The organism is Stenotrophomonas sp. 59 (genome assembly GCF_030291095.1).
GTDB classification, from domain to species: domain Bacteria; phylum Pseudomonadota; class Gammaproteobacteria; order Xanthomonadales; family Xanthomonadaceae; genus Stenotrophomonas; species Stenotrophomonas maltophilia_Q.
Genome location: NZ_CP127408.1, coordinates 2,358,942 through 2,372,168, shown reverse-complemented (window position 1 = coordinate 2,372,168; position 13,227 = coordinate 2,358,942). Strand labels below are relative to the sequence as shown.

Genomic DNA, 13,227 nt, shown 5'->3' with positions numbered 1-13,227 from the left:
TGTATATTCAATTGGTTGGCGCCCATTTCGTGGCGTGGCCAGCAGGCTGGATACGTTTCACGGGAGTCGCGGATGTCCGCAACGACGATGCTGATCGCGGTACTGCTGGGTATGTCCGCAACGGAGGTCCCGCCCAGGGAGTGGCCGGACGTGCTGCAGAAGGATCTGGATGCTGCCGACGCGGCCATGCGCGGCAGCCATCCGGGTACCGTGGATCCGCGGAATCCTGGTTTCGGCGCGCAGCTGGATGAAGCACTGGCCCTTGCACGCTCGCGCACGGATCGGGTCACCAGCTACCAGGGTTACTGGTGGGCGATGAAGGGCTATGCGGCGTCTTTCAACGATGGCCATGTCAGCCTCAACGCACTTTCCGGCGCGCCCGTGCTTCCAGCGCAATGGCCCGGGTTCCTGACCGGTTTTGACGGCGATGCACAGGTGGTCATGACCGTGGAAGGTGGTCCGGGCCATCCGCCGCTGGGGGCTCGATTGCTGTCCTGTGATGGCATTGATGCAGAGACGCTGGCTGCACGCCGGGTGGGTGATTTCAGCGGGCGTTGGAACCTGCAGGCCAGTCGCGTCCAGGCTGGTGGTGAGGTGCTGCTTGAGCAGGGCAATCCCTTCGTGCCAGCACTGCGCAAGTGCATCTTTCGGATTTATGCACGCGACAAGACCTATCTGCTGCAGTGGAAACCGCTCGGGCCGGAGGCGCGGAAGGAGCGTCTGGACGATACACGGCGCAGCTTCCGCCCTGCCAACGGCTGGCACGTCTTGCGCGGCGGAGGCTACTGGATCACCACCAGCAGCTTCAACGCCGATCCCGCAGCGGGCAATTTCCAGCAGCTGACCCGGCTGCTGCAGCAACTCACTCCTGCAGCCGACGCATTGCAGAACGCACCCCTGGTCGTGCTTGATGTGCGCGGTAACACCGGAGGTGCCTCACACTGGAGTATCGAGCTGGCCCAGCTGATCTGGGGACGCAGGGCCGTGGAGGCACTGCGGGACGAAAGCTGGGTGGAATGGCGCACGTCCGATGCCAACATCGCTCAGCTTCGTGGATTCCTGCAGAAGCTGACCCAGGCGCCTGACACGTCGCCCGATCTGATCCGCATGCTCGAAACGGTAACCGACGGCATGTCGCGGGCCAGCGCGCGCGGCGACCTCCTGTGGCGTGAACCTTCCGAGGTACCAGCGGCTCCGGTGCGGCCGGAAGAGGGGGGCGATCTGCGGCGCCCTGGCAGGGTGGTGATTGTGGCGGATGCCTCGTGTGGTTCGGCGTGCCTGGATGCCCTGGACCTGTGGAAGCGGCTTGGCGCGGTGCAGGTCGGTGTCGAGACCTCCGCCGACAGCCTGTACATGGATGTCAGGCCGGAAGCGCTGCCCAGTGGGCTGGCCAGAATCTCGGTTCCGATGAAGGTGTTCCGTGGTCGCACGCGCGGTTCCAATGCACCGCACACGCCTGACATCCGGTATGAAGGGGACATGCGCGATACGACCGCACTGGAGGCATGGATCCGGGGTCAATAGCGTGGGTCCAGGCCATGGGTTCCATGTGCCGGGGTGGGTTGTATCCGCCATGAAGGTGATGAAGCGGAACCAGTGCCATCCTGAAGGCACCTGGAGATCGCGATGCCATCTCGACCAAGGCCCGGGCAGCTTTCGTCGCTCTGCCGGGAAGAATCCTCCCGACCAACGGTGGGGTGGCCAGGTCTCCGTGACGCATGGGCCGTCAGCCGCTACCCCTGCCTACGCCCGGATCATGCAGGTTGCGCAGCTTCTTCTTATTGATCTTGCCCACACTGGTCCGCTCGATCGAATCAACGAACCGGACCTGCTCGGGGATCGCAAAGCGCGAGATATCCCCCGAGCGGCTGCGTGCCGCGACCAGCTCGATGATCTCCGCTTCGGTCACCTCGCTGCCCCCTTGCCTGACCACCAGCGGCAACGGCCGCTCGCCCCATTTCGTGTCGCTGACGCCGATCACGGCGACCTCGCTGACGGCTGGATGCAGCGCGATGATGTCTTCCAGTGCAAGCGAGGAAATCCACTCGCCGCCGGTCTTGATCACGTCCTTGATGCGGTCGGTCACGCGCAGGTAGCCACCCGCATCGATGTTGCCGATGTCACCGGTATGCAGGTAGCCGCCGGCCCACAGCGACGCCGAGGCCTCCGGATCATGCAGGTAGCCCTGGGTGAGCCAGGGTGCGCGCGCTACGACTTCCCCGGTGGCGATGCCGTCGTGGGCAACATCTGCCATGTCCGTATCGACGATGCGCAGGTCCACCAGCGGCACCGGCAGGCCGGCCTTGGTCCGCAGCGACAGCACCTCATCGGCATCGGTTACGGTATCCACATCGATCTGGGCGATGGTGAGCAACGGGCAGGTCTCGGACATGCCATAGCCGCCGAAGATGTCGATGCCCCGTGCCAATGCACGCTGCGCGAGCGCGCGGGGCAGGGCGGCGCCGCCGATGATCACCTTCCAGCCCTGCAGATCGGCCTGCGCAGCGTCCGGGTGCTCCAGCAGCATGTGCAGGATGGTCGGCACGCAATGCGAGAAGGTCACCTTCTCGCGGGCGATCAGTGCCAGCAGGCTGGCGGGCAGGTACCGCCCCGGGTAGACCTGTTTGATGCCCATCAGCGTGGCCACGTAGGGCAGGCCCCACGCGTGCACGTGGAACATCGGGGTGATCGGCATGTAGACATCGTCGCGATGCAGGCGTCCCTGGCGGGGGGCGCTGCCAAGTGCGGCCATCGCCGACAGCGAATGCAACACCAGTTGCCGGTGGGTGAAATAGACACCCTTGGGCCGCCCGGTGGTTCCCGTGGTGTAGAACACCGTGGCACGGGAATTCTCGTCGAAGTCCGGGAAGCGGTTGAGCGGCATGGCCTGGCGCAACCCTGCTTCGTACTCGCCAACGAAGCCCGGTGGCAGTGCGCCACCCGCATCATCCAGCAGGATGCGCGTGTGCAGGTCGGGCAGCTGATCGCCGATGGCGTCCAGCAACGGCAGGAAGTCCCGGTTTGCCAGGATGACCCGTGCGCCGCTGTGGTTCAGCGTATACGCGATCTGCTCGGGCGCCAGGCGTACATTCACCATCATCAACACCGCGCCGATCATCGGTACCGCGAAGTAGGCCTCCAGGTAGCGGTTGCTGTCCCAGTCCATAACCGCCACGGTATCGCCGTGCTTCACGCCCAGCGAAGTCAGCAGGCCGGCCAGTTGCGCGATGCGTGCCTGCAGGGTGCGATAGTCGAAGCGGACATGCTCGCCGTAGACGATTTCCTGTTCCGGGCTTACCGCCAGCGGCATCAGCAACAGCTGCTTGATCAGCAGTGGATACGCATGGGCGTCGGAGGTCGAGGTGGATGACATGGGGGTTCCTTGTGGAGGGCGTGTCGGTCACTGGACGTCTCTACGCCACACTAGCCATCCTGCCGTCCTGCACCAGCGTACCTAGGTACCTGTGCCCAGCTGCGGGCGATTTGCTAATCTCGCCTGGACATGCCGACCCTGCTCATCGCCGACGACCATCCCTTGTTCCGCGCGGCGCTGCATCGCGCGGCCGAAGAGGCGGTCGCCGACCTGCATATCCGCGAAGCCGATTCGCTGGACAGCGTGCTCGATGCGCTTGAGGGCCAGTCGATCGACCTGATGCTGCTGGACCTGCACATGCCGGGCAACCACGGGCTTGCAGGCCTGGCGACCATCCGTGCGCTGCAGCCGGGGCTGGCGATCATCATCGTATCGGCCAATGAGGAACCGCAGGTGATCCGGCGTGCCATCGACCTTGGCGCGGCCGGTTATCTGCCCAAGAGCTCGGGCCTGCACGAGCTGCAGGCGGCGCTGCAGTCGGTACTGGAGGGCGAACGCTGGATTCCGGCCCTTCTGCGTGAGCCGGTGGCGCGCGTGGCGCCCTTCAGCAGGGACGCCGACTTGGCCGCGCGGCTGGCCAGCCTTTCCGCTCACCAGTACAAGGTGCTGGGCCTGGTGGCCGAAGGGCTGCTCAACAAGCAGATTGCTGACCGGCTGGGTGTGCAGCTGCGCACGGTCAAGGCACACATGACGCGCATCATGGAGCGGCTGGGGGTACGCAACCGCGCGCAGGCCATCCGCGTACTGCACGAAATGGGACTGGCCGATCCCTCCCGGCAGATCGAAGAAGCGCCTGGGCCCTGATGGATCAGGGCGTGGCCGCAGTGCTCGCGGCCAGCAGGTGGTTGATCGCCCAGCGGAGTGCAAGCGGCTTGAACGGCTTGCTCAACAAAGAGAGCCCCGCGCCACGGACTGCATCGCGCGTCGCGCTGCCGGTGTCCGCACTGAGGATCACCGTCGGTCGCAGCCCATGCATGGCCGTCAGTCGCTTCCACAACGCGACACCGGTATCGCCGTCATCCAGGTGATAGTCGAACAGCCACAGCGCGGCCTCATGGGCTGATGCTTCGATCACATCGGCGCCGGTTGCCGCAATGACATCACAGCCCCAGGAGTGCAGCAGCTGACGCATCGCCTCCAGCGCAACCGGGTCGTTGTCCACCACCAGCACGCGGATGCCCTTGAGGGCGGTGCTGCCATTGACCATGGGTCCGCTGCGCGGTGCTTCCGGACGCTCAGCGCGTGTCACGCTGAGCGAGAAGGTCGAGCCGCGATCCGGCACGCTGCGCAGGTGCAGGGGGGCATGCAGCAGACCGGCGATACGGTGTGCGATGGTCAGGCCAAGCCCGAGGCCCTGGCCATTGCTGCGATCGATCCGGTGGAATTCCTCGAAGACCACCGCCTGTTGCTCCGGTGCAATGCCGGGGCCGGTGTCATGCACGCCAATCGACAGCCTCTGGCCGTGGCGGCGCACCCCCAGCAGCACGCCGCCACGGCGGGTGTAGCGGATGGCATTGGCCAGGAAGTTCTGCAGCACCCGGCGCAGCAGCAGCGGATCGCTGTGAACCCAGGCGTGGCTTCGTACATAGCCGAACTGCAGGCCGCGGGCGGCCGCGAGCACGGCGAACTCCTGTGCAAGCGGATCCAGTACGTTCGATACGGCGAACGGTCGAGGATCGGCCACCAGCCCACCGGCTTCCAGTCGAGAAATGTCCAGCAGGCCCGACAGCAGGTCATCGGTGGAATCCAGTGCACCACGGATCTGGCGCAGGAAGCTGTCGAGGAACTCCGATTCGATGTGCTGCGACATCGCATCGGTCAGCAGCTGCGCGGCATGCAGGGGTTGGATAAGGTCGTGGCCTACGGCCGTCAGGAAGCGGGTTTTCGCCACATTGGCGCGCTCGGCTTCCTGCACTGCCTGTTCCAGCCGTGCCGTGCGGTCCTGCACGCGGTGCTCGAGGGTTTCATTGCTGCGCTTGAGTGCATCTTCCGCCCGGCGGAACGCCGTGACATCGGTGAAGGTGGCCACATAGCCGCCACCCGGCATCGGGTTGCCGCGGATCTCGACGATGGTGTCGTCGGGAAAAACCCGCTCGGACAGGTGAGGCGTGCCACGCCGCATGTGTGCAACGCGGCGCTGCAGCGCCTTGTCGGGTGTGTCACCGGGGCTTTCACCGATCTTCAGCTGGTCCAGCGCCCATGCCGTGAGGTTGACCACGGGTTGCCCGACCTGCAGCAGTTCCGGCGGGAACCTGAACAACGCGGCGTAGCGGCTGTTCCAGGCCACCAGCTGCAGCTGTGCATCCACCACGCTGATGCCCTGGCTCATGTTTTCCAGTGCGGCTTCCAGCAGGCGCTGGTTGAAGCGCAGCACCTGGGTCGCTTCGCCAACGGCGCGTGTCACCGCATCCAGCGGCGCGGCGCCACCCTCGCGTGCGGCTTCGACCAGCAGCCGTGCCATGCCTGCGCCCACCACGGCCGTCAGCTCACGCTCGACGGCGGTAACCCGGTCATCATCCAGCATCTGCCCGGCGTGGCCCTCCAGCAGCTGGCGCGCACGCTCCTGGCCGAGGAAGCGCCCGGCGGTCCTGCGCAGGGAAGCGGCAGCCACCGCATCCCGCCTCCGGGGCAGCGGCGGACGCACGGCGCGCGACACAAGGGCAACCGTCAGCAGGTTGATCGCCAGGCTGGCGCCCATGCTGATCGCGATATGGCCGGGTTGCACGCGCAGCGAGACCACGGCCAGCCAGTGCAGTCCATCGGGACTGGCCGACGGTGTGGCGGCCGGGATCACCATCGGCAGCAATACCAGCCACAGCCAGGCCAGCGAACCCAGCACGATGCCGGCCATGATGGCCGGGGAAGGCGTGCGTGGGCGGTACACGGCCAGCAGCACCGCCGGCGCCAGCTGCGAGAGGGCGGTGAAGGACATCAGGCCGAAATCACTGAGTGCCTCGGTATCGCTCATCGCGCGGCTGTACAGCCACGCCATCAGGAACACGGCGAGGATGCCGGCACGTCGGAACGCCAGGACACGCGGGCGCAGGTCGGCATTGGCCACACCGCCGATGCCGCCGAGCAGGTGCGACCCGAATCCATGGTTGCCAAGCATGATCGACAGGGTCAGCCCCGAGAGGATCATCATGCCGGTGGCCGCGCTCAGGCTGCCCAGGTAGGCCAGCAGTGCCAGCAGGTGATGACCACCGGCCTGGGGCAGGGCCAGCACATACAGGTCGGGCGATACCGATGCCGGCAGCTGCGCCGCACCGGCCAATGCCATCGGCACCGACGGCAGCCCGATCAGCAGCAGGTAGACCGGGAACATCCAGCGTGCCGTCTTCAGGTCCGAGGTCTGGCGAAGCTCGACCACGCCGACATGGAACTGGTGCGGCAGGGTGAATGCAGAGATGGCGCCCAGCGCAACCATGGTGAGATAGTCCGGCACGATGGCCGGTGGCGGCAGTTGTGCCATCTTTTCCAGCAGCGGCGCGCCGGCCGCGTGCACCGACAGCGCGGCATACAGGCCGATGGCCAGCAGAGCGGTCAGCTTCAATACCGATTCCAGACCCAGAGCGACCACGATGCCGCGGTTCGGTTCGGTGGCCGATGCCTTGCGCGCACCGAACAGCAGGGTGAAGGCGGCCATCGTCAATGCGAACCAGAACGACATGTCCAGCTGCCAGCCCGCAGCTGTGAAACGATCACCCAACAGTGCCCCCAGCCCTTGGCTGACCGCTCTCAGCTGAAGCGCGATGTAGGGAATGATGCCGAGCAGCGCGACCAGGGTGATGGTGAAGCCAAGGCCACGATCCGCACGCAGCCGTGCGACCACCAGGTCGGCGATGGTGGCACTGTTGTGCTGCTTGGCCAGTCGCCCCAGGCGGAGCAGGAAGGGCAGGCCGAACGCGAAGATCAGCGCCATGCCAGCGAGGGTGGGTGGAATGGGGAAGCCCCATTGCAGCCCCTGCGAAGCGGCGCCGTAGTACGTCCATGCGGTGCAGTGCACCGCCAGGGACAGTGCGTAGATGAGCGGCCATGCCTTCGAAAGCCGATGCCCCCGGCGCTCGCCCCACAGGGCCACGCCAAACAGCAGTGCGGTCCACGCAATGCAGGCCAGCAGCACGAAAGAGGGCGTCAACATCGCTCCAGTGTAGGCAGAAGCCGGGCGCGGCAGCGCTAGGCTGCGGTCACGATCAGTGACAACTGCTCGGCAACCAGTGCCATATCACCATCGGGAAGCCGTTCGACACTCTTGTGCTGGGTCAGCAGCCACTGCCCGGGCTGGCGCAGCTCCAGCGAGAGCAGCCGCGAGCGGACGCGCACCTCCGAACCGCTCGGCACCGGCGCCAGGAAGCGCACCTTGTTCAAACCGTAGTTGAGCACGTGGGCGATGCCGGGGAAGCCGGCGAGGGCGGCCACGTCGTCTTCCACGGTCAGTGAGAGCAGCAGGAAGCCATGCGCGATGGTGCGCCCACCCGCCAGCTGTGCCTGCGCCCGCGCCGGATCGACATGGATCCAGTTGTGATCGCCGGTGGCATCGGCGAAGGCGTCGATGCGCGACTGGGCGATGCGGGTGGCGCCACTCAGCCGCTCGCTGGCCGCCCATTGCTGCAACGCCCGCAGGGCGGCCGGCAGGGCGGCGTCGGTGCCCTGTGGGCTCATTCCACACGCTCCAGCAGGGCCAGGATCGCACCGCGCGCCTCAGGCTCGGACAGCATGGGCGCGTGGCCGACATCCGGCACCTCCACCAGCCGGGCACTCTCCGACGTCGCCGCCATCTGCCGTGCAACGTCGGCCGGCAGGATGTCGGACAGGGCGCCACGCACCACCAGCACCGGCACGCGCGAGGTCAGACCGCGCACCGCGCGCCACAGCACCGGCCGCAGCAGCCACAGCACCCACGGTCGCGTGGTGCGGATCACCGCCGGGTCGTAGTCCAGTTCCAGCAGTCCATCGCTGCGCGTGCGGAAGGTACGCACCGCCATCTGTCGCCAGTCATCGGTGCTGAAGCGCGGGAACGCGGCCTTGCCGATCGATGCCACATAGGCAGTGGCCTGCTCGAGATCCATCGGCGGCACCGGCTTGCCCGCGTACTTGCCGATCCGTGCCAGCGCCTCGCGCGGCACCTTGGGGCCGGCATCGTTGAGGACCGCGCCAGCGATCCGCTCCGGCGCGCGCGAGGCGAGGGTGATGGTCACCAGTACGCCCAGCGAGGTGCCGACGAACACCGCCCTGTCGATGTTCTGCGAGCGCAGCAGCGCTACCAGGTCGTCGGCATAGGTGCGTGGGTTGTAGCTGGTGGGATCATGCGCACGCTCCGACCCCGCGCGCCCGCGCAGGTCGACCGCGATCACCCGCCAGCCGCCGGCAGTGAGCGTATCGGCCAGCGCATCGAAATCGGCACCATTGCGGGTCAGGCCGGGAATGCAGACCACGGTGCCGCGCGGTGCCGTTCCGGTACCCGGTGCATGGTCGCGCGCATGCAGGCGCAGGCCATCATTGCTGTTCCAGTACAGATCTACGTAGGACTGCATCATGCAGGGGCTTCCTGGAAATCGTAACGGATGCGCTAGAAATCGTAACGGACGCTGAGGCTATATTGGCGCGGCGGGCCATAGAAGCCAATCAGCGTGCCGACCGCCGGAATGTTGTAACCGGTGGTGCGGTATTCCTTGTCGGCCAGGTTGGTGCCCTGCAGCGAGAAGGTCCAGGCGTCATCCAGGCGCCAGATCACACCGGCATTGACCAGTCCATAGCCGTCCTGGCGGATCACCGGGCTCAGGTCGGTGGTGGGCCAGACCTCGCTCTGGTAGCTGTAGCTCACCCGCGCAGAAAGGTTGCTGCCGTTGGCCAGGTCAGTGCGGTACTCCACGTTCAATGCACCCGAGAATTCCGGCGCATTGGTGAACTTCATCTGCCTGGCCACGTTGACGCCGCGATCGATGTACTCATCGTACTTCGTGTCCAGCCAGGCCAGGTTGCCCGAGATCAGCCAGTGCTGGCTGGGCAGGTACTGGTACTCGACTTCCAGGCCCTTGACGGTGCCGGCGCCGGCATTGGTGAAGTCGCCGAAGAAGGAATCGTCGATGCCATCGCCATTGGTGTCCAGGCCGGTGAACACCGACAGCTGGATATCCTTGTACTTGTTGTAGAACGCCGACAGGTTCAGGAACAGGCGCTGGTCGAAGAAGGCCATCTTGCTGCCGACCTCGTAGCTGTCCACGGTCTCATCGTCGAAGGGCTCGGCCGAGCGTGGTACCGCCACCGCGTTGGCGCGGATGTTGTAGCCGCCCGACTTGAAACCACGCGTGGCCAGCCCGTAGACCATGATGTCCGGGGTGATCTGGTAGTCCAGCGAAACCTTGGGCGAGACGTTCTTGAAGTTGGTCTTCTTGTCGAAGTCCGCCGTCACCGCCACCGGCCGGCTGAAGCCCGGGTCAGCATAGAGGCGGTTCAGCACGATCGCGCGCTTGTCCTCGTCGGTGTAGCGGGCACCCACATCAAGCTTGAGCCTGCTGGCCAGGTCGAACGTCCAATCCGCGTACAGCGCGATGCTGTCGGTCAATACCTTGCCCTGGTTGTCGGCGAACTGGGCGCTGAAGTAGTTGTTCTGGATCTGGCCGCCGGCCTCGCCACTGAACTGGTACAGGCCGACCACGCCGCGCACCCGTCCGCCGGCGTCGTAGTTCAGCTGCACCTCGTTGCTGACCTGCTCGTCGTGGTAGGTGCCGCCCACGTCGGCCAGCTTGATCGGCGTGGTGTCGAAGTCGATGTTGGCCTCGCTGTCCGACTCACGCTTGGCCACCACATACTTCACGGCGATGTCGTCGTTCGGTCGCCAGTTCACCGTGGCCGACGCGCCCTTGGTTTCCACGTTGTTGAGATTGCGCATGCCCGAACGGATGTCGTAACGGCTGTCCATCGGCGGGTAGGCGCGCAGGAACGGATTGGGCGCCAGCATCTTCGAGCCGCGCATGCCGGACTGGTCGTCGATCCAGTCCAGTGCGAACTGCACGTCGAAGTCATCGCCGGCGTACGCCCCCAGGTTCACGCGCGCCGCGTTGATCTGCTTGTCGCTGACCGGCTGGCCGTTGAAGGTGTTCTCGCCAAATCCATCGTGGTTCATGCTGGCCACCGCCACGCGGGCACGCAGGCCGCTGTCGGCACCGCCGATCGGACCGCCGATGGCTGCCTTGGCATCCAGCTGGCTGTAGTTGCCCACGGTGACCTGGGCGAAGCCCTCGGTCTTGGTGGGCAGGCCGCGCGAGATGTACTTGATCGCGCCACCAATGGTGTTCTTGCCGTACAACGTGCCCTGCGGGCCGCGCAGCACCTCGATGCGCGAGACATCGAACACGTCCAGCAGCGCCCCCTGCGGTCGCGCGATGTAAACGTCATCCAGATAGATGCCTACGCCCGGGTCGGCGCCCCAGGTGGGATCGGACTGGCCGATGCCGCGGATGTAGGCGGTAACCGTGCTGCTGGCGCCACGGGCGGCGTAGATGGTCAGGTTCGGTACCTGCGCATCCAGGTTGCTGATGTCCTGGACATTCATCCTGTCCAGAGCCTCCGAGGTGAAGGCGGTGACGGCGACCGGCACCTCCTGCAGCGTTTCCTCGCGCTTGCGTGCGGTGACCTTGATGCTGTCCAGGTTCGTGGGTGAAGCGGTCCTGCCTGCCGCCGGCACGGCCTCTGGCGTGTCCTGTGCCAGTACCGGCCCGGAGGCCAGCAGTGCGCCGATCATGAGACTCAAACAATTCCGTTTCATTCGGTCCTCCCCCAGGCAAGTGCTCACAGATGGCCCATTGCCACCCCTGCAGCGAAGGCTAGCGGTGTCATCCGGCAGCGGCGAGTGGACCTAGGTCCAGTCGGCAGTGGCCGCCGGATGCGGATACTGGGCGTGCCCCCAGCCGGACGCGCTCCCCGGTACCACTTCATCCACGACTCACGCATGAGGATCTGGCCATGAAATCCGGAATCGATTCGATCAAGGCGGTACTGCTGGCGCTGTGCTGCTGGCTGGCGTCGACGGGCACCGTGCTCGCCGCGGGCGCTGCCGGGCATTGGGACATCGGCCTGTACGGAAACCTGTTCGGCGCCCGCGAGTACCAGGTATGGGTGCCGGCCGGCTACAGCGACCAGCAGCCGCTGCCGTTGCTGTTGGTGCTGCACGGCTGCGTCAACGGCCCCAACCTGATGGGCGAGGCCTCCGGCTTCAACGATGTGGCCGACACCGAAGGTTTCATCGTGGTCTATCCGCGCCAGAACGTGACCTCCAACCCGGCGCGCTGCTGGAACTGGCAGCTGCCGATCAACCAGGCCCGTGACAGCGGCGAGGCGTCGATCCTGGCCGGCATCGTGGACAAGGTGAAGGCCGGTTACAGCGTCGATCCGCACCGGGTCTACGTCACCGGCATTTCCGCCGGCGGTGCTATGACCTCGATCATGCTGGCCTGCTATTCGGACGTGTTCGCCGCTGGTGCCATCCATTCCGGCGGCATGTTCAAGGGTGCGACCACCATTTCCGGCAGCGCCTACGCGTTGCTGGCCGGCAGCATCTATTCGCCGGACAGCAACGGACGGCTGGCCTGGCAGTGCTCGGGCTCACCGTCGCCGCGCCCGCTGCCGGTGCTGGTGTTCCATGGCAGCGCCGACCTCACCGTCAACCCGGTGAACGGCCAGCAGGCGGTGCGCCAGTTCCTGCAGACCAACGACCTGGCCGATGACGGCCAGGACAACGACTCGGTGAAGTACGTGCCGACCAGCACCTACCATGGCCAGGTGCCGGGTGGGCGTGCCTATACGGTGGACACCTATGCCTATGGCGGTCGCACGCTGGCACAGCACTATGTGGTACAGGGCATGGTGCATGCGTGGAGTGGCAGCCAGTCGGGCTTGCCGTTCACCGACCCGAAGGGCCCGGATGCCACCTTGATCACCTGGTTGTTCCTCAAGGATTACCAGCGCTGAGGGGCAGGGCGGTCACTGACGATGCGGGAGCCGAGGGCTCCCGCACCGCCTGGGTTTCAGCGCCTGGTCCGCGCAGCCGGGCACCCCGTTCGGCAAGGAATCGCTTGGGCGGGGCGCCCACCGTCTTTCGGAACATGGTCACGAACGCGCCCGAACTGTCGTATCCCAGGTCATCGGCAATGGCTTGCACCGTACGGCCCTTGGCCAGCATCGGCAACGCGACCACCACATGCAGCTGTCTGCGCCAGCGCCTCACGCTCAGACCCGTCTCGCCGGAGAACAGGCGGGACATGTTGCGCTCGCTCATTCCAATCCGGCTCGCCCACACCTCAAGCGTGGCCCGCTCAGCCGGGGCGGCCAGCATCGCATTGGCGAGCTTCCGCAGCCTTGGGTCGGAGGGCATGGGCAGGTGCAGCCATTCCGGCGGTGCCGCGATGAGTTCGTCCAGAAGCACAGCCATCAGGCGAGCGTCCGCACTGCCGGCTGCGTACCACCAGGGAAGCTGTGAGGTTCGTTCAAGCAGGGCACGCATGAATGGACTGATCGCCATTGCGAGGCAGTGTGTCGGCAATCCAGCGATAGCCCCAGGCTCCACGAATACAACGAAGCCATGCGGCTTTCCCGTGCTGCTGGCCCGATGGGACAGCCCTCCGGGAATCCAGATCGCCCCCTGTGGCGGGACGACCCACAGGCCTGCAGGGGTCTCCAGCGTGATCAATCCGCTCGTGGCTACCAGGAGCTGGGCTTTCCGATGCTCATGGAAGGGCATTTCCCAGGCGTCGGTGATGGGGTCCACGCCCAGCACCATGACCGGGCTGTCGACGAGATCGGGGTAGTCCGCGCCGATACCCTCCAGTTCGATAGCTGACGTCACCACTGCATCG

9 protein-coding genes are annotated in these 13,227 nt (G+C 65.9%); 3 read left to right on the top strand and 6 right to left on the bottom strand.

The window, feature by feature from the left end:
- The first annotated feature begins 72 nt into the window (after window positions 1-72).
- Complete coding sequence (locus QP552_RS11030; protein WP_286073630.1) at window positions 73-1,524, top strand: S41 family peptidase; 1,452 nt, start codon at window positions 73-75, stop codon at window positions 1,522-1,524.
- A gap of 202 nt (window positions 1,525-1,726) precedes the next feature.
- On the opposite strand, the gene QP552_RS11025 is transcribed toward QP552_RS11030, so the two are convergent.
- Window positions 1,727-3,373, bottom strand: coding sequence for a fatty acid--CoA ligase (locus tag QP552_RS11025; RefSeq protein ID WP_286073629.1), 1,647 nt, complete (start codon window positions 3,371-3,373; stop codon window positions 1,727-1,729).
- A gap of 129 nt (window positions 3,374-3,502) precedes the next feature.
- Here QP552_RS11025 and QP552_RS11020 point away from each other — a divergent pair, with 129 nt between their 5' ends.
- Window positions 3,503-4,177 (top strand): response regulator transcription factor, encoded by a 675-nt coding sequence (locus QP552_RS11020; protein WP_286073628.1) that lies wholly within the window; start codon window positions 3,503-3,505, stop codon window positions 4,175-4,177.
- Between the two features lie 4 nt (window positions 4,178-4,181).
- On the opposite strand, the gene QP552_RS11015 is transcribed toward QP552_RS11020, so the two are convergent.
- Genes QP552_RS11015 through QP552_RS11000 form a run of 4 tightly spaced genes read right to left on the bottom strand, consistent with a single transcriptional unit; the run spans window position 4,182 to window position 11,117 of the window.
- Window positions 4,182-7,514: a PAS-domain containing protein gene (locus tag QP552_RS11015; RefSeq protein WP_286073627.1), complete on the bottom strand. Its 3,333-nt coding sequence runs from the start codon at window positions 7,512-7,514 to the stop codon at window positions 4,182-4,184.
- Between the two features lie 35 nt (window positions 7,515-7,549).
- Window positions 7,550-8,035 (bottom strand): MaoC/PaaZ C-terminal domain-containing protein, encoded by a 486-nt coding sequence (locus QP552_RS11010; protein ID WP_286073626.1) that lies wholly within the window; start codon window positions 8,033-8,035, stop codon window positions 7,550-7,552.
- On the bottom strand, window positions 8,032-8,910 hold the full coding sequence (locus QP552_RS11005) for an alpha/beta hydrolase (RefSeq protein ID WP_106548460.1): 879 nt from the start codon (window positions 8,908-8,910) through the stop codon (window positions 8,032-8,034). Before QP552_RS11005 ends, QP552_RS11010 begins: the two co-directional genes overlap by 4 nt.
- 32 nt (window positions 8,911-8,942) lie before the next feature.
- On the bottom strand, window positions 8,943-11,117 hold the full coding sequence (locus QP552_RS11000) for a TonB-dependent receptor (protein ID WP_286073625.1): 2,175 nt from the start codon (window positions 11,115-11,117) through the stop codon (window positions 8,943-8,945).
- Between the two features lie 221 nt (window positions 11,118-11,338).
- On the opposite strand from QP552_RS11000, the gene QP552_RS10995 reads away from it, so the two are divergent.
- Complete coding sequence (locus QP552_RS10995) at window positions 11,339-12,343, top strand: PHB depolymerase family esterase (protein ID WP_286073624.1); 1,005 nt, start codon at window positions 11,339-11,341, stop codon at window positions 12,341-12,343.
- On the opposite strand, the gene QP552_RS10990 is transcribed toward QP552_RS10995, so the two are convergent.
- Window positions 12,324-13,217, bottom strand: a complete 894-nt coding sequence (locus tag QP552_RS10990) for a helix-turn-helix transcriptional regulator (protein WP_286073623.1) — start codon at window positions 13,215-13,217, stop codon at window positions 12,324-12,326. The genes QP552_RS10995 and QP552_RS10990 overlap by 20 nt on opposite strands.
- Window positions 13,218-13,227 lie beyond the last annotated feature (10 nt).